The organism is Nonomuraea sp. NPDC049684 (assembly GCF_044465345.1).
Classification (GTDB): domain Bacteria; phylum Actinomycetota; class Actinomycetes; order Streptosporangiales; family Streptosporangiaceae; genus Nonomuraea.
Genome location: NZ_JBITLO010000005.1, coordinates 428,249 through 446,791, shown reverse-complemented (window position 1 = coordinate 446,791; position 18,543 = coordinate 428,249). Strand labels below are relative to the sequence as shown.

Below are 18,543 nucleotides of genomic sequence, written 5' to 3'. Positions count from 1 at the left end.
CACTACCGTGATCGGGTGCCCCGCCTGCCCGTTCTCCTCGCCGCCGTCGCGACCGTCGTGGCGGGGCTCGCCGTCCGGGTGTGGTGGGACGGGCCCGTGCCCAAGTACGCGGGCGACGCGCTCTACACCGTACTGATCTACGCGCTCGTCGTGCTGGCGCTGCCGCGGGTGCGGCCGTGGGCAGCCGCCCTGGCGTCGGGCGGGCTGAGCTGGGCGATCGAGTTCGCCCAGCTCGGTGAGATCCCGGCAGTCCTGCGGCCACTGCTGGGCAGCACCTTCAACCCGCCCGACCTGCTCTGGTACGCCGTCGGCGCGGCCGCCGCGTGCGCCGCGCACACCCTGTGGGCCCGGCGCCGATCCCCCTGAGGGGTCAGTGGCAGCCGCCCGAGCCGCAGCACGACCCGGCCTGCGGCAGCAGCTCCCGGCCGCCGCCCAGCTCGTAGCCGGCCTCGACGACGGCCGACTCGATGACGGCCTGGTCGATCGGCGCGCTGCTGGTCACGACCATCTCCTTGGCCGCGAGGTCGACCTCGACCGCCTGGACCCCGTCGACCTTGCCGACCTCGGCCCGCACCGAGCTGACGCAGTGGCCACAGGTCATGCCCTCGACCTGGTACGCGGTGATCACCATGTCCGAACTCCTCTTCTCTCGGCTTCGCGGCCCACTATATACCCCCCAGGGGTAATGAGCGCATACTTCGGCGGCGTCCGGATAGGGGAGGCGAAAACGAAGGGACAGTCATGTCGAACGGCAAGACCATCGCGTTCCTGGTCGCTCCCGAAGGAGTCGAGCAGGTGGAGCTCACCGAGCCGTGGAAGGCGGTCAAGCAGGCGGGCGGCACGCCCCGGCTGGTCTCCACGTCCTCGGGGCGGATCCAGGCGTTCAACCATCTGGACAAGGCCGACACCTTCACCGTGGACGCCACGGTGGACGACGCCGACCCCGGCGACTTCGACGCCCTGCTGCTCCCCGGGGGCGTCGCCAACCCCGACTTCCTGCGCACGGTGCCGCAGGCGGTCCGGTTCGCGCGCGCCTTCTTCGACGCCGGCAAGCCGGTGGCCGCCATCTGCCACGCCCCCTGGACGCTGGTCGAGGCCGACGTCGTGCGCGGGCGCACGCTGACGTCCTGGCCGAGCCTGCAGACCGACCTGCGCAACGCCGGCGCGACCTGGAAGGACCAGGAGGTCGTGGTCTGCACGGACGGCCCGAACACCCTGGTCACCAGCCGCAAACCGGACGACCTCAAGGCCTTCTGCCAGGCCGTCACGGACGCCTTCTCGGCCTGACCGCGGCACGTCATCCCGCTGTCGCCTCGGCCCCTTGGCGGGCGCGGAACAGGGCCTGAAGCGCGAAGCAGAGCCTGCGCGCGGGGCAGGGCCTCAGGTGCGGAGCAGGGCCTCGGCGACGCCGCGCACCGAGGCCCTGAGCCGGTCGGCGCCGCCCTCGGCCATCACGTGCCGGGCGAGGTCGGCGTCGAAGGAGGCCAGCAACGTGTGGGCGGCGAACCCGGCGTCGAGCCCCGGCGCCGCCGCCCCGACCAGCCCCGTCACGTGGGCGTGCCACCGCAGGTAGGTGGGGTCGCGGTATTTGTCGGCCGCGCAGGCCCGTTCGTGCGCGGCGAACAGCGCCAGGTTGCGCTCGGCCAGCCCGGCCAGCTCGTCCAGGAACGCCAGCAGCCGCTCCCGCGGCGGCGTCCCCGGCCCGAGCGGCGAGCCGGGCGACTCGATGGCCTCGGCCAGGGCGGCGGCGCGCTCGGCCAGCAGCTCCTGGAACAGGCCGGTCCTGCTGCCGAAGCGGCGGAACAGCGTGCCCTTGCCCACCCCGGCCGCCGCGGCCACCCGGTCGAGCGAGATGTGCTCGGCGCCGTGGGCGTCCAGGAGCTCTTCGGTGGCCCGCAGGATCGCCTGCCTGTTGCGGGTCGCGTCTGATCGCACCAAGGCCCCTCCTTGCAACCGGACTGTCGGTCCCCATAGTATCCCGGCGATGAAGCGGACCGCCGGTCCGCATGGTTCCGGGAGGATGTCATATGCGCGCACTGGTGGTCGGCCCGGGGGCCGTGGGACGGCTCGCCGACGTCCCCGAGCCCGTTCCCGAGGCCGGACAGGCACTCGTCGAGGTGCGGCGGACGTCGGTCAACTTCAGCGAGCTGCGGCACATGGACCGCCTGCCGGAGGGCGTCGTGCTCGGCTACGACGCCGCCGGGGTGGTGCTGCGGCCCGCCGCCGACGGCACGGGCCCGGCCGAGGGCGCGCGGGTGGCGGCGTTCGGGGCGGGGGCGTGGGCGGAGCGGGCAGCGTTCGACACCGGCTCGCTCGCCGTGGTGCCCGACGGGGTGGACCTGGCGGTGGCCGCCGCCCTGCCGATGTCCGGCCTGTCGGCCCTGCGCTCCCTGCGCGCCGCCGGCGTCGCCCTCGGGTCGCGCGTCCTCGTGACGGGCGCGTCCGGCTCGGTCGGGCGGCTGGCCGTGCAGCTCGCCAGGCTGGCCGGGGCGCACGTCGTCGCCTCGGTGAGCTCCCCCGCCCGCGCCTCGGCCCTCGGCCCGGACGTGGACGTCGTGACCGCCCTGGACGGCGTGGCCCCCGTGGACGTCGTGATCGAGCTGGTCGGCGGCCCGGCCCTGGTGACCGCCTGGGGCCTGCTCAAGCCGGGCGGCAACCTCCAGAGCGTCGGCTGGGCCGGCGGGCAGCCGGCCGTCTTCCCGCCCGGCTCGACCTTCTCCCTCGGCCCCGCCCGCTCGATGAACTCCTTCGGCGACGTCAGCGCCCCCGGCCCCGACCTGGCCTTCCTGCTCGGCCTCGTGGCCGCCGGCGACCTGACCGTCGAGATCGGCCGCCGCGTGCCGTGGGACCGCCTGGACGAGGCCGCCGCGGCCCAGCTCGACCGCACGGTCACGGGGAAGGTCGTGCTCGACGTCGGCCCGGCGGGAGACGGTCTTTCCTGACCACATCGAAACTCACCTGTCACGCCTTGTCCCTCGGGAAGAAATGGTCTAGACCTAGACCAAACAGAGCGTCCTCCGCGCCCCCCAGGGAGACCTCATGTCACTCGAAGAGGATTCCAGGCGACTCGCCGAGCTCGGCTACAAGCAGGAGCTGGCCCGGACCTGGAGCGGCTTCTCCAACTTCGCGATCTCCTTCTCCATCATCTCGATCCTCGCCGGCTGCTTCACGACCTTCGGGCAGGCCTGGAACAACGGCGGCCCCATCGCCATCTCGTGGGGCTGGCCGCTGATCTCCGCGTTCATCCTGATCATCGGTTTCTGCATGTCGGAGCTGGTCTCGGCGTTCCCGACGGCGGGCGGCATCTACTGGTGGGCCGCCACCATGGGCAAGCCGATCCACGGCTGGTTCACCGGCTGGCTCAACCTGATCGGCCTCATCGCGGTCACCGCGTCGGTCGACTACGGCTGCGCCACGTTCCTCAACATCACGATCAGCCGCCTGACCGGCGGCGCGTGGGAGGGGACGCTCCCCCAGGCGTTCCTGCTGTTCGTGATCATCCTCATCCTGCACGCGCTCATCAACATCTTCAGCCACCGGCTCATCTCGCTGCTGCAGAACATCAGCGTGTGGTGGCACGTCGCGGGCGCGGTCGTCATCGTGGCGATCCTGGTCTTCGCGCCGTCGGAGCACCAGTCGCTCGGCTTCGTGTTCGGCGGGACGATCAACAACTCGGGCTTCGGCGACGGCGACGGCGGCGTGCCCTTCTGGCTGTACGTGCTCCCGCTCGGCTTCCTGCTCACCCAGTACACGATCACCGGGTTCGACGCCTGCGCCCACGTGTCGGAGGAGACGCAGGGCGCGGCCAGGACGGCCGCCCGCGGCCTGTGGCAGTCGATCTTCTACTCGGCGATCGGCGGCTGGATCCTGCTGCTGGCGTTCCTGTTCGCCGCGACGAACGTGGACGAGATCAACAAGCAGTCCGGCTTCGTCGGCGCCATCTTCGAGACCGCGCTCTCCTCCCCGCTGGCCACCGCGATCTTCGCGATCTCCACGATCGGCCAGTTCTTCTGCGGGATGAGCTGCGTGACCTCGATGTCGCGCATGACGTACGCGTTCTCGCGCGACGGCGCGGTGCCCGGCTGGCGGCTGTGGTCGAAGGTGGACCGCAACCGCACGCCGGTCAACGCGATCCTGGCCGGCTGCCTCATCGCGGCCCTGATCACCCTGCCCGCCCTGTACGCCCCGGCCGGCTCGACGACCCCGGTCGCCTTCTACGCCGTCGTGTCGATCGCGGTCATCGGCCTCTACCTGGCGTTCCTCATCCCGATCTGGCTGCGCCTGCGCATGGGCGACGCCTTCCGTCCCGGCCCGTGGACGCTCGGCCGCAAGTACCGGGTGCTGGGCTGGATCGCCTGCGTCGAGATCGTCATCGTGTCGGTCTACTTCGTCATGCCGTTCTCCCCGGCCGGCGTCCCGGGCAACAAGGACTTCACCTGGACGTCGGTCAACTACGCGCCGATCGCGGTCGGCGTCGTGCTGATCGGCATCTGGCTGTGGTGGAGCCTGTCGGCCAGGCACTGGTTCACCGGCCCGCGCCGCACGATCGACGAGGCGCCGATCTCCTGACTTCCACCAGGCGGGCACGGCCGGTCCGGCCGTGCCCGCCGTCTTTCCGGCGCTTGACACCTCTTGGCTAAAGGCTTTAGCTTTAGGGCTATAAGAGTTAGCCGAAGGGTTGGACATGACCGAGTTCCTGAAGGTCGAGGGCGGGCAGCTCGCCTATGACGTGACCGGCGAAGGGCCGCTGGTGCTGCTGGCGCACGGCATGGGCGACGGGCGGCGGGCCTTCAGGTTCCTGGCGCCGGAGCTCGTGGCGGCGGGTTTCCGGGTGGCGACCACAGACCTGCGCGGCCACGGCGAGTCCAGCGCCGAATGGCCCTCCCACACCCGCACCGACGTCGCGGGCGACCTCCTCGCGCTGGTCCGCCACCTGGGCGGCCCGGCGGTCCTGGTGGGCCACTCGTTCGCGGGCGGGGCCGCCACGATCGCCGCCGCGCAGGCGCCCGAGCTGGTCAGCGCCGTGGTGGAGCTCGGCCCGTTCACCCGGGCGCAGCGGCTCGACGCCGGCGGCCTGCTGCGCGACGCCCGCCACCGCAAGGGCGTCATGCTGCTGCTCGGCGCGGCGATCCTGCGCAGCGTCGGGCTGTGGAAGAAGTACTTCGACCACGCCATGCCCGGCGTCAAGCCCGCCGACCACGCCGAGTACGTCGCGGCGCTCGAAGCCGACCTGCGCCGGCCCGGCCGGATGGCCGCGGTCGCCAGGATGGGCCAGGCCGCCCCCACCGACGCCGGCGCGCGGCTCCCCGACCTGACCCGCGACGTCCTGGTCGTGATGGGCACGCTCGACCCCGACTGGGCCGACCCGCGCGCCGAGGCGGAGGGGATCGTGGCGGCCATGCCCGCCGGGCGCGGCCGGATCGCCATGATCGAGGGCGCAGGCCACTACCCGCACGCCCAGTTCCCGGCGCAGGTGGCCGCCGCGGTGACGTCGTTCGTCAAGGAGCGCGTCCATGCCTAGGGCGGCGTTGTCCCAGGACACGGTCGTCGACCTGGCGGTGCGCGTGGTGGACGAGGGCGGCCCGGAAGCCCTGACGCTCTCGGCCCTGGCGGCCCGCGCCGGGGTCGCGACGCCGTCGCTGTACAAGCACGTGCGCAACCTGGCCGAGCTGCGCGAGCTGCTGTCGGTGCGGATCACCGACGAGATCTCCGACGCGCTGGGCCAGGCGGTGCTGGGCCGTTCGGGCGAGGAGGCCGTCGGCGCGCTCATGGACGCCTGGCGCGCCTACGTCACCCGCCACCCGCACCGCTACGCGGTGGTCATCCAGCAGCCGAACCCCGGCACGCAGGCGGCGGGCGAGCGCCTGGTCGGCATCGTGCTCGCGGCGCTGCGCGGCTACGGGCTGGACGGCTCCGGCGCGATCCACGCGGCCCGCTGCCTGCGCGCGGCGGCGCACGGGTTCGCGGTGCTGGAGGCGTCGGGCGGGTTCGGCCTGCCCGAGCTGCTCGACGACAGCTACGACCTGCTCAAGCACATGGTCGTGGCCGGGCTGGCCACTCCCCGCTGAGCGGTCAGGACGCCTCGAAGGCGGCGGCCACGGCGGGCCGCACGTCCTGCATGGTGATGTCGCCCAGCTCGCGCTTGAGCGAGGTCATGTCCACGTCGGGCATGCCGCAGGCCACCGCCCAGTTCCAGGGCGTGAGGTCGCCGTCGACGTTGAGGGCGAACCCGTGGCTGGTGACGCCCCTGCTCTGGCGCATGCCGATCGAGATGATCTTGCGGCCGGTCGCGGACGTCCAGACGCCGGTCAGCAGCTCCGAGCCCGGCGGGGTGTCCCGCCGCTCGGCGGGCAGGCCGAGCTTGCCGAGGGCCTCGACCAGGCGCAGCTCGACCTCGCGCACGTAGTCGACGATGCCCTCGTCCTCGCCGAGCTTGACGATGAGATAGCCCACGAGCTGGCCGGGGCCGTGGTAGGTGAGCTGCCCGCCGCGCCCGGTCTCCAGCACGGGGATGCCGCGCGCGGGGTCGGGCAGGTGCTCGGCGGGGGTGCGCCGGCCGACGGTGTAGACGGGCGGGTGGCTGAGCAGCCAGAGCGTGTCCGGCCGTTCGTCCCGCTGGCGCTGCCCGACGAGGTCGGTCATGCGCTCCATCGCCGTGTCGTAGTCGACCAGATCGTCCTGGAGAAGTGTCAGCGGCCTTGCCCTCATCCTTCGAGGATAGGACGCCTCCCGGACACCGGCGCACGCACCCCGGGCGCGGTGGCCCGGCGGCCGCGGGCCGCCGGTGCGGCCCGCCGGTCACGCGTCAGTGGGAGTAGCCCCTCGGCTCCTCCGGGACGAGGATCCACATGGCGACGTAGACCACCCACAGCGGCCCGGGGATGAGCGACAGCAGCAGCCAGAGGATGCGGACGAGGGTCGGGGGCAGGCCCATCTTGTCGGCGAGCCCGCCGCAGACGCCGGCCAGAATCCTGTGCTCCCTTGAGCGGTACATGCTGTTCCTCCGTGTCGTGATGACCTACCGGTAAAACGGACAGCAGCGCCGCCGCTATCCCGCTAGGGACCCTGAGAAAACCCTGTAAGGGTCAGCCACTCATGAGCCATGCCCAGATGTTCCCTGGTCAGTCCATGCCTGGGATCGACGTGGATCAACAGGAAATTCTCCAGACCCTGATGCACCCTGAGGTACTGCTCGTCCTGCGCCCACACCTGGTCGTCGAACCACACGAACGGCCGCCGCCCGGCGTACGCGGCGACGTGCGGCGTCTTGAACATCTCGCCGTGCTCGGTCCTGGTCCGCTCGGGGCCCATGGTGACGACCGGCAGCGTGGGCAGGCCGATCCTGGGGGAGATCCACTCGTTGGCGTGCTGCTCCCAGGTGGTGGCCCAGACCAGCTCGGCGCCCGTGGTCAGGGCCAGGTCGAGGAGGCGGCGGCCGTGGCGGGGGTTGAGGTGCACGGTGTAGACCTCGGTGCCGATCGTGCAGCGGTAGCGCCGGAAGTCGGGTGTGGGGCGGCCCATCGGGTTGAGCACGCCGTCGACGTCGAGCAGCAGCAGGGGCTTCACCTCGCCGCCCCGGCCCGGTGCGCCTGGGGGCTGACGCCGCGTACGCGCTTGAAGGCCGCGCTCAGCGCGAACGGGCTGCCGTAGCCGACCTTCCTGGCCACCGAGCCGATCGTGGCGTCGGGCTCGCGCAGCAGGTCGGCGGCGAGGGCGAGCCGCCAGTCGGTGAGGAAGGACATCGGCGGCTCCCCCACCAGGTCGGTGAACCGCCTGGCCAGCGCCGCCCTGGAGACCCCCACCTCGGTGGCGAGGGCGGCGACCGTCCAGGGGTGGGCGGGGTTGTTGTGCAACATCCGCATCGCCCTGCCCACGATCGGGTCGCCCATCGCGCGGTACCAGGCGGGCGCCTCGTGCGTGGCGAACCACGACCGCAGCACGGCGATCAGCAGCAGGTCGAGCAGCCGGTCGAGGACCGCGGACTGGCCCGGGTCGTCCTTGACGATCTCGGCGCCGAGCAGCGCGATGACCGGCCCGCCGGGCTGCACGAGGAGCTGGGGCAGCGCGTCGAGCAGGCGCCTGCTGACCTCGCCCTCCAGCGTGTACGTGCCGGTGATCAGCACGGTGCCGCCCGCCGGGTCGTTGCCCCAGGTGCGCACGCCGAGGTCCATCGACTGGTAGAGCGACTCGCCGTCGACGGTGGTGCAGCGCTGGCCGGGGTGGATGACGATCTGCGGCGCGGTGCCGGGGGCGTCGGCCACCACGTACGGCTCCGGCCCCCGCAGGATGGCCACCTGCCCGGGTTCGAGGCGGGCCGGCTCGCCCTTGTCCGGCAGCACCCACGCCTCACCCGACACCAGGGCCACCAGCGTGAGCGGGGCCTCGTCCTGGATGCGCATCGACCACGGCGGGTCGAGGATGGACCGGAGCAGGAAGGCGCTCCGCGCTCTCGGTCCGTCGAGCAATGCCGCGAGCTGATCCATGGGCTAGACGATCGCATATGGCATCGCGCTTCTCAACCATGGAGAGTCTTATGGGTATGACGGCTTACTGGATGCATGACGATTTTGGTTCTGGGCGGAACCGGCAAGACCGGCCGCCGTGTCGCTGACCGGCTCACCTCTCTCGGCCTTCCCGTGCGGATCGGCTCCCGCTCGGCCACGCCGTCCTTCGACTGGGCGGACCGCTCCACCTGGGCCGCCGCGCTCGACGGCGTCGAGTCCGTGTACGTGTCCTACTACCCCGACCTGGCGTTGCCCGGCGCGTACGAGGACGTCCGGGAGCTCACCCGGCTCGCCGCGCAGGCCGGGGTGCGACGGCTGGTGCTGCTGTCGGGCCGGGGCGAGCCGGGCGCGGAGGCGAGCGAGCGGACCGTGCGGGAGTCCGGCCTCGGCTGGACGATCGTGCGCTGCGGCTGGTTCATGCAGAACTTCAGCGAGGGCTTCCTGCTCGACCAGGTGCTCGACGGCGTGCTGGCGATCCCGGTGGCCGACGTGCCCGAGCCGTTCGTGGACGCCGACGACATCGCCGACGTGGCCGTGGCCGCGCTCACCGAGGACGGCCACGCGGGCCGCCTGTACGAGCTGACCGGCCCGAGGCTGCTGACGTTCGCCGACGCGGCGGCCGAGCTGTCGAAGGCCACGGGCCGCACGATCACCTCCGTCCAGGTCACGCCGGAGGAGTACGTGGCCGGGGCGGTGGCGGCGGGCGTGCCGATCGGGGAGGCCGAGGGCCTGACCGGGCTGTTCACCGAGGTGCTCGACGGCCGCAACGCCCGCCTGGCGGACGGCGTCCGGGAGGCGCTGGGCCGTCCGGCCCGCGACTTCGCCGACTACGCCAGGGCCAACGCCGCGGCGTGGGCCGCACGCTGAGCGCGGGCCCCGTCGTGGCGTGGCCGGACCCGGGAGCGGGCCGGCTCTCCCCCGGCCCGCTCAACCTGCTGGGCGGGCAACTGCGCGGCCCCCGTTTCCGCTAACCTCACCCTGGTCACTCCCGTAACCGGAAGGTGTAGTCGTGATCGGCTGGCTCGAAGCGGTGGTGCTGGGGCTCATCCAGGGGCTCACGGAGTTCCTGCCGATCTCCTCCAGCGCCCACATCCGTGTGGTCTCGGCCTTCTTCGGCTGGCAGGACCCGGGGGCGGCCTTCACGGCGGTCATCCAGCTCGGCACCGAGGCCGCGGTGCTCATCTACTTCCGCAAGGAGCTGTGGGAGATCGTCTCCACCTGGGTCCGCTCGTTGTGGGACCGGGAGCTGCGCGGCCACTGGGCGGCCCGCATGGGCTGGTACGTCATCGTCGGCACTCTCCCGATCGGCGTGCTGGGCCTGGTGTTCAAGGACCAGATCGAGACCGTCTTCCGCGACCTGCGCCTGGTGGGCACGACGCTGATCGTCTTCGGCTGCATCCTGTGGTTCGCCGACCGCACCGCGCGCAACAAGCTCACGCTGGAGAAGCACCTCAGCTTCACCCACGCCATCGTCTACGGCTTCGCGCAGGCGCTGGCCCTCATCCCGGGCGTCTCCCGCTCGGGCGGCACGATCACCGCGGGCCTGCTGCTCGACTACCGCCGCGAGGACGCCGCCAAATACTCGTTCCTGCTGGCCATCCCCGCCGTGCTGGCCTCGGGGGCGTTCGAGCTGAAGGACATCGGCGAGGGGCAGGCCCCCGCGTGGGGGCCCACCATCCTGGCGACGCTGATCTCGTTCGCCGTCGGCTACGCGGCGGTGGCCTGGTTCCTGAAGTACATCAGCACCCACCGTTTCACCGCGTTCGTGATCTACCGCATCGTGCTGGGCTTCCTGGTCATCCTGGCGGTCACCCTGGGCTGGATCCCGGCCCAGGCCTAGACCGGCACGCCCGTCCGGTCGAGGGCGGGCGAGGGGTAGTAGGCCGCCCAGGCCTCGTCGCCCATGCGCAGCACCTTCAGGCCGGTCCAGCCGAGGCCGGCGACGGGCAGGGCCCAGAACAGCACGGTCACGGGGCCGTACTCGATGGGGAAGGAGACGACGTACCCGACGAAGACGAGCAGCGGCACCCACCAGCCGACGAACCCGGCCCGCCACACGGCGACGGCCAGCAACGGCAGGCCCAGCACGGCGAAGAACATCCACGGCATCTGGAAGCCGAAGATCACGCCGGGCAGGTTCAGCATCTCGTCGAGGATCTTCTGCGCCTGCTCCGGCGGGTTGTGCCGGCCCAGCCACCACTCGACGGGGTCGATCATCAGCAGGGCCGACGTCGAGATGTAGCCGATGGCCGTCGCGGCCCCGGCGATGTGGCCGAGCACGGTGGCCCTGCGCCTGGTGAGGTGCACCAGGCCGATGGCCGCCAGGCCCATGAGCATCCAGCTCCAGTGGTAGAGCGCCGACTCGGCCTGGGCCAGCGCGGGGTTGTCGCCGTAGCTGACCGCCTCGCGGGAGTCGCCCCACGTGCCGGGGTCGATGACGACGGCCACGAGCTGCAGGAGCGGGGCCGCGATGAGCAACGTGCCCGCCGCGACGCGGCGGAAGGTCACCTGGTTCCTGAACATGGCGGCGACGGTACGTGCCGCCGCCGCCACCCGTCGTCCGCCTGCGGAGCGACCGGAGGTCACCTCCGAGGCGGAGAAGATCAGACGGCCACCGGCGTGCGCGGGGCGGCGGGGGCCGCCTGCGCCCGGCGTCCGGGCAGGGCGAGCAGGACCAGGCCGAGCAGCGCCCACAGGGCCAGCACCCCGATCGGCGTCCACAGGGCGGCCCCGCCGAAGAACACCGTGTTGCGCACCGCCTCGGCGGCCGGGCCCACGGGCAGGACGCGGCCGACGGCGGCGTACCACTCGGGGATGTAACGGGCGCCGAGCGGCCCGCCGCTGGCCGGAAGCCCGATCGGGACGAACAGCAGCGCCGCCACCCCCACCCCCGGCGTGCCGATGACCTTGACCAGCCCGGCGACCACCAGGCCGACCGCCAGCGCGATGCCCGCCGAGACCGCCACCAGCGGGACGAAGCTGCCCGGCAGCGCGCCGAACACCACGTCGGCCAGCCACGCGACGGCCGTGCCCGCCACCAGCGAGCCCACGGCCAGGACGCCCGTCCGCGCCGCCGCGCCCAGGCCCGGCGCGACCCGGGCGAGCAGGACGGCCAGCGCGATCCCCGGGAGGAGCACGCTGAGCACGTAGAACATGCCGGAGATGCCGCCGGCGTCACCGGGCGGCAGCGGGACGGCGTCCTCGACCGTCAGGGCGCGGCCCTGCGCCTGCGCGGCCCCCTGGAAGGCGGCGGTGATCACCGTGGCGCCGGTGCGGCCGCCCGCGCTCGCCACCACCAGCCTGCCCTCCCCCGGCACGAGCACGGCGTCCGCCTCGCGCTCCAGCAGCGCGGCCCGCGCGGCCGCGGCGGACCCGTACGGGCTCAGCGTGAACGCCCCCGGCCGCCGCCCGTCGATGCCGCTCTGGAGCTGCCGCACCTGCTCGGCGGGCGCGACGACGGCGACGGGCACGCCGTGCGGTTCCGGCGCGTGGAAGGCCCCGAGGAACGACCCGGCGAACACCATCCCCAGCAGCGCGACCCCGACCACGAGGCCAATGATCCTGCGCATTTTCACCACCTGATGAGTTCATCGATGTTGAATTTGAGGGTAGATGAATTCCACGTGGTTGAATAGCCCCATGGCCGAGGAACGCGGAAGACGACCGGGAAACCCGCAGACCAGGCAGGAGATCCTGGAGGCGGCGATGGAGTCCTTCGCCGCCCACGGCTACGGCGGCACCACGATCAGGGCCGTGGCGCGGGCCGCGGGCGTCGATCCGGCGCTGGTGATGCACTTCTTCGGCAGCAAGGACGGCCTGTTCGAGGCCGCGATCAAGGCCAGCATGCCGGTCGCGCTGATGGTCGGCGCCCTCGACGGCGACGCGTCCGGCATCGGCGAGCGCCTGGTGACCCGCTACCTGGAGTTGTGGGAGGACCCCCGGCACGGCCCGCGACTCTCGGCCGTGCTGCACGCGGCCGCCGCCACCCCGGCGACGGCCGCGCTGCTGAAGGAGCTGCTGGGCCGGGAGCTGCTCGCCCCGATCGCCCGCCGGCTGCCCGGCGGGCATCCCGAGGTCCGCGCGCTGCTGGCGGCCTCGCAGCTGCTCGGCCTGGCCATGATCCGCTACCTGCTCAGGCTCGACCCGCTGGCCTCGCTGCCCGCCGGCCAGGTCGCGGCGCTGACCGCGCCCAACGTCCAGCGTTACCTGACGGGCACGCTCTCGCTCGACGAGGTCGCCGCCGCCCGCGGGTAGGTCGCCAGGGTGAACAGCAGCGCCGCCACGCCGAGCCCGGTGGCCAGCACGACCACCCCGGCCCTGCCGTAGGCGTCCAGGGCCACGCCGCCCGCGATGCCGGCCGCGAACAGGCCGACGTACTGGGCCGACGACAGCAGGCCGAGCCCGATCGGCACGTTGCCCGGCACCGCGGAGACCGTCCTGAACTGCTGGGCCGGCGCGACCAGCCAGCCGAGCGCGCCCCACAGGAACGCCCAGACCAGCGCGATGGGCAGGGCCAGGTTCGCGACGGGGATCAGGGCCATGAAGACCGTGGAGGCGGCCAGGCCGATCAGCACCATCCTGCGCGGCCCGTAGGCGTCGGTGAGGCGTCCGCCGAGCTGGTTGCCCACGATGCCGCCGAGCCCCCACGCCCACAGCACGGCCGGCAGCGGCAGGTCGAACAGCGACCCGATGTAGGTGTAGGCGGTGAACCCGGCGCCGAACATCAGCAGCTGGGTGACCAGCACCACCAGCACCCGCCGGTCGGCCAGCGGCGCGAACCGCTCGCCGAGCCGTCCCGACACGGCGACCCTGACGTCCGGCACGAGCGCCGCCACCCCGGCGAAGCCGAGCACGCCGAGCCCGACGACCAGCCACAACGTCGCCCGCCAGCCCGAGACCGAGCCCAGCCAGGTGCCCAGCGGCACGCCGACGGCCGAGGAGACGGTCAGCCCGCCCATCACCAGCGCCAGCGCCCGCCCGCGCCGGTCGGGCGAGGTCAGCGCGTTGGCCACGCCGGAGGCGGTCGGGGTGAACATCGCCGCGCCGGCCGCGGCCACCACCCGCGTGGCCATGACCAGCGGGTACGTCGGAGCCAGCGCCGTCAGCACGTTGCCCGCGACGAACACGGCCAGCGCCAGCAGCAGCAGCCGCTTGCGCGACAGGCGGGCGGTGAGCGCGGCCAGCAACGGGGACAGCACCGCGTACGCCAGGGCGAACACGGTCATGAGCTGCCCGGCGGCGGACGTGGAGATCCCGAGGTCCGCGGAGATGGGGGTGAGCAGCCCGGCGGTGACGAACATGCCAGTACCGATGGCGAAATTTCCGGCAGCAAGGGGATAGAGCCGGGAACTCATGGAACCTCCAGCCAATTAGTTGGACGGACATCAAACTGTCATTACAGTTGGATAGTTGTCAAACAATCAGAGCGAGGTAGGGTTCCACCATGCGCCTGCTACCGCACCCCGCCAAGGAGGACATCCAGCTCACCGAGGTCCTGCGCGCGCTCGCCGACCCCGTCCGGCTGGAGATCGTGGTCCGCCTGGCCACCCTCGGCGAGATGACGTGCACCGCCGCGGGCGACGATCTCGGCGTCCACAAGTCGACGGCGTCCCACCACTACCGCTCGCTGCGCGAGGCCGGCGTGATCGTCTCCAAGCAGGAGGGCCGGCTCAAGTACATCAGCCTGCGCCGCGGCGACCTCGACGAGCGTTTCCCCGGCCTGCTCGACTCCGTGCTGTCGGCCTCGCATGCCCCCGCCTGACCGGCTGCCGATCCACGACGCGCTCCCCGAGCTGCTGGCCACGCTGGAGCGCCACGGCACGGCGGTGCTCACCGCGCCGCCCGGCACCGGCAAGACCACGGTCGTGCCCCTGGCGCTGGCCGAGGCCGGGTTGCGGGTGCTGGTCGCCGAGCCCCGGCGGCTGGCCGTGCGCGCGGCGGCCCGGCGCATGGGCGTCAGCTACACGATCCGCGGCGAGCGGCACACGGGCGCGAACCCCATGGTCGAGGTCGTCACCACCGGCGTGCTGCTCCAGCGGCTCCAGCGCGACCAGGAGCTGGCCGGGGTCGACGCGGTCGTGCTCGACGAGTGCCACGAACGCCATCTCGACGCCGACACCGCCCTGGCGTTCCTGCTCGACGTGCGCGAGACCCTCCGTCCCGACCTGCGACTGCTGGCCACCTCGGCCACCGCCGACGCGGCCCCCTGGTCCCTGCTGATCGGCGGGCCCGTGGTGGCCGCCTCGGGGACGGCCCATCCCGTGGAGACCGTGTGGGCGCCGCCGGAGCGTCCGATCGCGCCGCCCCACGGCCTGCGCGTCGATCCGGCGCTGCTGTCGCACGTGGCCTCGGTCGTCCGGCGGGCGTACGCCGAGCGCGACGGCGACGTGCTGTGCTTCCTGCCCGGCGTGGGGGAGATCGCCCGGGTCGCGGGGCTGCTGGGCGACCTCGACGTGCTCCAGGTGCACGGCCAGGCGCCGGCCCGCGTCCAGGACGCCGTCCTGTCGCCCGGGGCCGGCCGCCGGGTCGTGCTGGCCACGTCGGTGGCCGAGTCGAGCCTGACGGTGCCGGGCGTCCGCGTGGTGGTGGACTCGGGGCTGGCCCGCGAACCCCGTACCGACCACGCCAGGGGGCTCGGCTCGCTCACCACGGTCCGGGTCTCGAAGGCGTCCGCCGACCAACGCGCCGGCCGCGCCGGGCGGGAGGCCCCCGGGGCCGTGTACCGCTGCTGGACGGCGGCCGAGCACGAACGCCTGGCCGACCACGCGCGGCCGGAGATCGCGCTGGCCGACCTGACCGGGTTCGCCCTCCAGGCGGCCTGCTGGGGCGAGGCGGAGGCGACCGGCCTGGCCCTCCTCGACCGGCCGCCGCCCGCCGCGATGGCGGCCGCCGTCCGCACCCTTGAGGCGCTGGGCGCGCTGGAGGCCGGCCGGGTGACCGGTCGCGGGCGGCGCATGGCGCTCGCCGGCGTGCACCCCCGCCTGGCCAGGGCGCTGCTCGACCTCGGCCCGCGGGCCGCCGAGGTGGTCGCGCTGCTGTCGGAGCAACTGCCCAGGGACGCGGGCGACGACCTCGCCGAGGTCTGGCGTGCGGCCCGCAGGGGCGGCACCGGCTTCGCGGCCCGCTGGCGTCAGGAGACCAGGCGCCTGGCCCGCGCCGCCGGCCAGGGGCCGGACGTGCGGGAGGTGGGTGACGACGCGCTGGCCGGGATGGCGGTGGCGCTGGCGTTCCCGGAACGGGTGGCGCGGCGGCGCGGCGGCGGCTATCTCATGGCGTCGGGCACGCAGGCCCAGCTCGCCGACGGCTCCAGGCTGTCCACCGCGCCGTGGCTGGCGATCGCCGTCGCCGACCGGCCCACGGGCTCGGCCTCGGCCCGCGTGCGCCAGGCCGTGGTGATCGACGAGGAGATCGCCAGGCTGGCCCTGCCGGTCACGGTCGAGGAGGAGGTCGCCTGGCGGGTGCCGCCGGGCGAGCGGCGCGGCGACGTGTCCGCCCGCGTGGTCGAGCGCCTGGGCGCGATCGAGCTGTCGGCCACCCCGCTCAAGGACGCCGACGTGCGCCCCGCCATCCTGCACGGCCTGCGCACCGAAGACCTGCTGACCTGGACGCGGCAGGCGAAGGACCTCAAGGACCGCCTGACCTTCGCCCACCGCGCGATCGGCCCCCCGTGGCCCGCCACCGACGACCTGATCGCCCTGGCCGACCAGTGGCTGGAGCCGGAGCTGTCCAGGGCCCGCCGCCGCGCCGACCTCGAACGCATCGACGTGGCCGCCGCCCTGCGCCGCCTGATCCCGTGGAGCGAACGCCTGGAGAACGTGGCCCCCGAACGCGTCGAGGTGCCCAGCGGGTCGCAGATCAGGATCGACTACTCCGGCGAGCAGCCGGTGCTGGCGGTGAAGCTCCAGGAGCTGTTCGGCTGGGAGGAGACGCCGCGGATCGCCGGCGTCCCCCTGCTGGTCCACCTGCTCTCCCCGGCGGGCCGTCCGGTGGCGGTGACCGCCGACCTGGCCTCGTTCTGGCGCGAGGGCTACCGGTCCGTACGGGCCGAGATGCGGGGCCGCTACCCTAAGCACCCATGGCCGGAGGATCCGCTCACCGCGCCGCCGACCCGCCGCGTCAACCGGAGCAGAACGTGATCGACGAAGCCGTACGCGACAACGCCGCCTGGTGCGACACGATGTGCCGGGCGCACGGCCGTCCCGGCGTCTTCGGGCCGCTCGCCTGGACCAACCCGGCCAGGACGCCCGTCCTGTACCCCGACGCCGTCACGCTCTCCCCCGACGCCGGGCCGGCCGACGTGCTCGGCCACATCGACGCGGGCTCGGGCGCCTCGGTCAAGGACAGCTTCGGCACGCTCGACCTGCCGGGCTTCGACGTGCTGTTCACCGCCCAGTGGATCGCCCGGCCCGCGCCCGGCGCGCCCGCGCGTCCCCTCAGGGCGGCCACCGGCGATCCGATCGTGTGGGAGACGGCCACCGACCCCAGGGCGCTGGCCGAATGGGCGCAGGCGTGCTTCTCCGGCGGCGCGCCCGGCCTGTTCCCGCCCGCGCTGCTCGACGAGCCGCAGGTGCGGCTGGTGTGCGGCCGCATCGGCGGCGACGTGGTCTGCGGCGCGGCGCTCAACGCGAGCGGCCCGGTGACGGGCGTCTCGAACGTCTTCGCCTCGGGCTGCGACGAGTCCGCCGCCTGGGAGGGCACGGTGGCGATGGCGGCCGAGCTGTTCCCCGGCCGCCCGCTGGTCGGCTACGAGAGCGACCCGTCGGCCGCCCTCGCGCACGGCTTCGCCACCCTCGGCCCCCTCCGCATCCTGCTCAAGCCCTGACAGACCGGGCGCGGTCAGCCCGTCAGGTCGGCCACCGTCAGGCCGGCGCGCACCGGATGGACCTCCTCGCCGACGCCCATGTCCTTGAACCCGCTCGACGTGCCCACGCACACCACCGGCCCGTCGAAGTCCCGGCGCAGCTTCCGGTAGCCCGCCAGGCCCGCCGCCCCCGACAGCTCCTGCCAGACGCCCTGCCGCGCCAGGTCCCGCTGGGCGGCGCGCATCTGGTCGTCCGTCACGAGCACCGCCGCGCCGCCGCTGTCGCGGACCGCCAGCACGCCCCGGTGGCCCCCGACCGACCCGGCGATCCCGTACGCCCGGCTGGCCCCCAGCTCGACGACCGCCGCCGGTGAGCCCTCGGCCAGGGCCCGCGCGTTGGGGCCGCCCGCGGCCGGCTCGCAGGAGAACATCCGCGGCACGTCCCCGGTCAGCCCGAGCAGCCGCAGCTCGGTGAAGCCCTTCCACGTCCCGAACAGCAGCTCGGCGTACCCGGTGGGCGCGAAGACCGCCGCGGGCACCCGTCCGAGCTGCAGGAACAGCTCGTACGCGATCGTCTTGTACCCCTCGGGGCCGTACGGGTGGCCGGTGTGGGTCACGGTCTGGTTGCTGACCGGGTGGTAGCCCAGCCGGTCCACGACCTCCCGCAGCAGCGGCCACCGCTCCTCCGCCGGCACGGAGAACACCTTGGCCCCGTACGCCCGCACGAACGCCTGGACGCCGGCCGGCGAGTCCGCCGAGGCCAGCACGATGGCGGGCAGCCCGGCGCGGGCGGCGTACGCGGCGGCCGAGGCCCCGTGGTTGCCGGACGAGGCCACCACCACCCCGGCCGCTCCCTCAGCGAGCGCCGCGCTGACCGCCACCCGGTTGAGCCGGTCCTTGTGCGACCAGGTCGGGTTCTGGGACTCGTCCTTGAGGTAGATCCCGTCGAACTCCAGCAGCGGCGTCCCGCCCTCGCCCAGCGTCGGCGCCTCCAGGGACGGCAGCAGCGGCGACCACCGCGCGATGTCCGCCCCCGGCTCCTGGTCGAACAGGCCCTTGTCGACGCCCGCGTAGTCGTAGACGACCTCGACCGGGTAGGCGATCTCGGCGGTGCTGGTGCGCGGGCAGCCCCTCGTGAGCGGCGGGGACAGCGGGAACTCGATCGAAGGGTCGCCCAGCGAGCGCTGGCGGATGGCAAGCGAAGATCCGTTCACGCGCATGGAGCTTATATGGCTATCA

Annotated in this window: 22 protein-coding genes; 12 read left to right on the top strand and 10 right to left on the bottom strand. The window is 73.4% G+C overall.

What is annotated here, in order from left to right; genetic code table 11:
• Positions 1-15 precede the first annotated feature (15 nt).
• Positions 16-366, top strand: coding sequence for a DUF2809 domain-containing protein (locus ACIBST_RS19325; protein WP_397173216.1), 351 nt, complete (start codon positions 16-18; stop codon positions 364-366).
• A 4-nt stretch (positions 367-370) separates the two neighbouring features.
• On the opposite strand, the gene ACIBST_RS19320 is transcribed toward ACIBST_RS19325, so the two are convergent.
• A complete protein-coding gene (locus ACIBST_RS19320) occupies positions 371-631 on the bottom strand; it encodes a heavy-metal-associated domain-containing protein (RefSeq protein WP_352325934.1) in 261 nt (86 codons plus the stop codon).
• Positions 632-741: 110 nt separating this feature from the next.
• On the opposite strand from ACIBST_RS19320, the gene ACIBST_RS19315 reads away from it, so the two are divergent.
• The gene (locus tag ACIBST_RS19315; RefSeq protein ID WP_397173214.1) at positions 742-1,287 is read left to right on the top strand and encodes a type 1 glutamine amidotransferase domain-containing protein; all 546 of its coding nucleotides are present in this window, start codon (positions 742-744) and stop codon (positions 1,285-1,287) included.
• A gap of 93 nt (positions 1,288-1,380) precedes the next feature.
• Here ACIBST_RS19315 and ACIBST_RS19310 read toward each other — a convergent pair whose 3' ends face one another.
• Positions 1,381-1,935: a TetR/AcrR family transcriptional regulator gene (locus tag ACIBST_RS19310; RefSeq protein WP_397173212.1), complete on the bottom strand. Its 555-nt coding sequence runs from the start codon at positions 1,933-1,935 to the stop codon at positions 1,381-1,383.
• 92 nt (positions 1,936-2,027) lie between these two features.
• On the opposite strand from ACIBST_RS19310, the gene ACIBST_RS19305 reads away from it, so the two are divergent.
• The 4 genes from ACIBST_RS19305 to ACIBST_RS19290 all read left to right on the top strand — a co-directional run bounded on the left by ACIBST_RS19305 (position 2,028) and on the right by ACIBST_RS19290 (position 6,068).
• Entirely contained in the window at positions 2,028-2,942 is a 915-nt protein-coding gene (locus tag ACIBST_RS19305) for a zinc-binding dehydrogenase (protein WP_397173210.1), read from the top strand.
• 97 nt (positions 2,943-3,039) lie between these two features.
• Positions 3,040-4,569: an amino acid permease gene (locus ACIBST_RS19300; RefSeq protein WP_397173208.1), complete on the top strand. Its 1,530-nt coding sequence runs from the start codon at positions 3,040-3,042 to the stop codon at positions 4,567-4,569.
• A gap of 115 nt (positions 4,570-4,684) precedes the next feature.
• The gene (locus tag ACIBST_RS19295; protein ID WP_397173206.1) at positions 4,685-5,521 is read left to right on the top strand and encodes an alpha/beta fold hydrolase; all 837 of its coding nucleotides are present in this window, start codon (positions 4,685-4,687) and stop codon (positions 5,519-5,521) included.
• Positions 5,514-6,068 carry a TetR/AcrR family transcriptional regulator gene (locus ACIBST_RS19290; protein WP_397173204.1) on the top strand — a complete coding sequence of 185 codons (555 nt, stop codon included), beginning with the start codon at positions 5,514-5,516 and terminating at the stop codon, positions 6,066-6,068. Before ACIBST_RS19295 ends, ACIBST_RS19290 begins: the two co-directional genes overlap by 8 nt.
• A gap of 4 nt (positions 6,069-6,072) precedes the next feature.
• On the opposite strand, the gene lipB is transcribed toward ACIBST_RS19290, so the two are convergent.
• The 4 genes from lipB to ACIBST_RS19270 form a co-directional block, all read right to left on the bottom strand.
• On the bottom strand, positions 6,073-6,708 hold the full coding sequence (gene lipB, locus ACIBST_RS19285) for a lipoyl(octanoyl) transferase LipB (protein ID WP_352355707.1): 636 nt from the start codon (positions 6,706-6,708) through the stop codon (positions 6,073-6,075).
• Positions 6,709-6,805: 97 nt separating this feature from the next.
• Positions 6,806-6,994 carry a PspC domain-containing protein gene (locus tag ACIBST_RS19280; RefSeq protein ID WP_352325923.1) on the bottom strand — a complete coding sequence of 63 codons (189 nt, stop codon included), beginning with the start codon at positions 6,992-6,994 and terminating at the stop codon, positions 6,806-6,808.
• A gap of 62 nt (positions 6,995-7,056) precedes the next feature.
• Entirely contained in the window at positions 7,057-7,566 is a 510-nt protein-coding gene (locus tag ACIBST_RS19275; RefSeq protein WP_397173202.1) for an HAD domain-containing protein, read from the bottom strand.
• Positions 7,563-8,483, bottom strand: a complete 921-nt coding sequence (locus tag ACIBST_RS19270) for an AraC family transcriptional regulator (RefSeq protein ID WP_397173200.1) — start codon at positions 8,481-8,483, stop codon at positions 7,563-7,565. Before ACIBST_RS19270 ends, ACIBST_RS19275 begins: the two co-directional genes overlap by 4 nt.
• Before the next feature lie 75 nt (positions 8,484-8,558).
• Between ACIBST_RS19270 and ACIBST_RS19265 the strand changes: the two genes are divergently transcribed.
• Both ACIBST_RS19265 and ACIBST_RS19260 read left to right on the top strand, forming a co-directional pair.
• Entirely contained in the window at positions 8,559-9,371 is an 813-nt protein-coding gene (locus tag ACIBST_RS19265; RefSeq protein WP_397173198.1) for an NAD(P)H-binding protein, read from the top strand.
• Between the two features lie 142 nt (positions 9,372-9,513).
• Entirely contained in the window at positions 9,514-10,344 is an 831-nt protein-coding gene (locus ACIBST_RS19260) for an undecaprenyl-diphosphate phosphatase (RefSeq protein ID WP_397173197.1), read from the top strand.
• Here ACIBST_RS19260 and ACIBST_RS19255 read toward each other — a convergent pair.
• Positions 10,341-11,027, bottom strand: coding sequence for a hypothetical protein (locus ACIBST_RS19255; RefSeq protein ID WP_397173195.1), 687 nt, complete (start codon positions 11,025-11,027; stop codon positions 10,341-10,343). The two genes, ACIBST_RS19260 and ACIBST_RS19255, sit on opposite strands and share 4 nt — an antisense overlap.
• Before the next feature lie 80 nt (positions 11,028-11,107).
• Positions 11,108-12,073 (bottom strand): hypothetical protein, encoded by a 966-nt coding sequence (locus tag ACIBST_RS19250; protein WP_397173193.1) that lies wholly within the window; start codon positions 12,071-12,073, stop codon positions 11,108-11,110.
• 70 nt (positions 12,074-12,143) lie between these two features.
• Between ACIBST_RS19250 and ACIBST_RS19245 the strand changes: the two genes are divergently transcribed.
• Positions 12,144-12,758 carry a TetR family transcriptional regulator gene (locus ACIBST_RS19245; protein WP_397173192.1) on the top strand — a complete coding sequence of 205 codons (615 nt, stop codon included), beginning with the start codon at positions 12,144-12,146 and terminating at the stop codon, positions 12,756-12,758.
• Here ACIBST_RS19245 and ACIBST_RS19240 read toward each other — a convergent pair.
• A complete protein-coding gene (locus tag ACIBST_RS19240) occupies positions 12,707-13,858 on the bottom strand; it encodes an MFS transporter (protein ID WP_397173190.1) in 1,152 nt (383 codons plus the stop codon). The genes ACIBST_RS19245 and ACIBST_RS19240 overlap by 52 nt on opposite strands.
• Before the next feature lie 89 nt (positions 13,859-13,947).
• Here ACIBST_RS19240 and ACIBST_RS19235 point away from each other — a divergent pair, with 89 nt between their 5' ends.
• Genes ACIBST_RS19235 through ACIBST_RS19225 form a run of 3 tightly spaced genes read left to right on the top strand, consistent with a single transcriptional unit; the run spans position 13,948 to position 17,325 of the window.
• On the top strand, positions 13,948-14,265 hold the full coding sequence (locus ACIBST_RS19235; RefSeq protein WP_397173188.1) for an ArsR/SmtB family transcription factor: 318 nt from the start codon (positions 13,948-13,950) through the stop codon (positions 14,263-14,265).
• Positions 14,252-16,639 carry an ATP-dependent helicase HrpB gene (gene hrpB, locus ACIBST_RS19230; protein WP_397173186.1) on the top strand — a complete coding sequence of 796 codons (2,388 nt, stop codon included), beginning with the start codon at positions 14,252-14,254 and terminating at the stop codon, positions 16,637-16,639. The genes ACIBST_RS19235 and hrpB overlap by 14 nt, the downstream gene beginning before the upstream one ends.
• Entirely contained in the window at positions 16,636-17,325 is a 690-nt protein-coding gene (locus ACIBST_RS19225) for a hypothetical protein (protein WP_397173185.1), read from the top strand. The genes hrpB and ACIBST_RS19225 overlap by 4 nt, the downstream gene beginning before the upstream one ends.
• A 14-nt stretch (positions 17,326-17,339) precedes the next feature.
• On the opposite strand, the gene ACIBST_RS19220 is transcribed toward ACIBST_RS19225, so the two are convergent.
• Positions 17,340-18,518, bottom strand: coding sequence for a pyridoxal-phosphate dependent enzyme (locus ACIBST_RS19220; protein WP_397173183.1), 1,179 nt, complete (start codon positions 18,516-18,518; stop codon positions 17,340-17,342).
• Positions 18,519-18,543: the final 25 nt, after the last annotated feature.

Excerpts from the sequence above, each read along its gene's own strand:
- ACIBST_RS19320 (WP_352325934.1), bottom strand. The coding sequence starts at position 631 with ATGGTGATCACCGCGTACCAGGTCGAGGGCATGACCTGTGGCCACTGC.
- ACIBST_RS19315 (WP_397173214.1), top strand. The coding sequence starts at position 742 with ATGTCGAACGGCAAGACCATCGCGTTCCTGGTCGCTCCCGAAGGAGTC.
- ACIBST_RS19305 (WP_397173210.1), top strand. The coding sequence starts at position 2,028 with ATGCGCGCACTGGTGGTCGGCCCGGGGGCCGTGGGACGGCTCGCCGAC.
- ACIBST_RS19300 (WP_397173208.1), top strand. The coding sequence starts at position 3,040 with ATGTCACTCGAAGAGGATTCCAGGCGACTCGCCGAGCTCGGCTACAAG.
- ACIBST_RS19295 (WP_397173206.1), top strand. The coding sequence starts at position 4,685 with ATGACCGAGTTCCTGAAGGTCGAGGGCGGGCAGCTCGCCTATGACGTG.
- ACIBST_RS19290 (WP_397173204.1), top strand. The coding sequence starts at position 5,514 with ATGCCTAGGGCGGCGTTGTCCCAGGACACGGTCGTCGACCTGGCGGTG.
- lipB (WP_352355707.1), bottom strand. The coding sequence starts at position 6,708 with ATGAGGGCAAGGCCGCTGACACTTCTCCAGGACGATCTGGTCGACTAC.
- ACIBST_RS19280 (WP_352325923.1), bottom strand. The coding sequence starts at position 6,994 with ATGTACCGCTCAAGGGAGCACAGGATTCTGGCCGGCGTCTGCGGCGGG.
- ACIBST_RS19270 (WP_397173200.1), bottom strand. The coding sequence starts at position 8,483 with ATGGATCAGCTCGCGGCATTGCTCGACGGACCGAGAGCGCGGAGCGCC.
- ACIBST_RS19265 (WP_397173198.1), top strand. The coding sequence starts at position 8,559 with ATGACGATTTTGGTTCTGGGCGGAACCGGCAAGACCGGCCGCCGTGTC.
- ACIBST_RS19255 (WP_397173195.1), bottom strand. The coding sequence starts at position 11,027 with ATGTTCAGGAACCAGGTGACCTTCCGCCGCGTCGCGGCGGGCACGTTG.
- ACIBST_RS19250 (WP_397173193.1), bottom strand. The coding sequence starts at position 12,073 with ATGCGCAGGATCATTGGCCTCGTGGTCGGGGTCGCGCTGCTGGGGATG.
- ACIBST_RS19245 (WP_397173192.1), top strand. The coding sequence starts at position 12,144 with ATGGCCGAGGAACGCGGAAGACGACCGGGAAACCCGCAGACCAGGCAG.
- ACIBST_RS19240 (WP_397173190.1), bottom strand. The coding sequence starts at position 13,858 with ATGAGTTCCCGGCTCTATCCCCTTGCTGCCGGAAATTTCGCCATCGGT.
- ACIBST_RS19235 (WP_397173188.1), top strand. The coding sequence starts at position 13,948 with ATGCGCCTGCTACCGCACCCCGCCAAGGAGGACATCCAGCTCACCGAG.
- hrpB (WP_397173186.1), top strand. The coding sequence starts at position 14,252 with ATGCCCCCGCCTGACCGGCTGCCGATCCACGACGCGCTCCCCGAGCTG.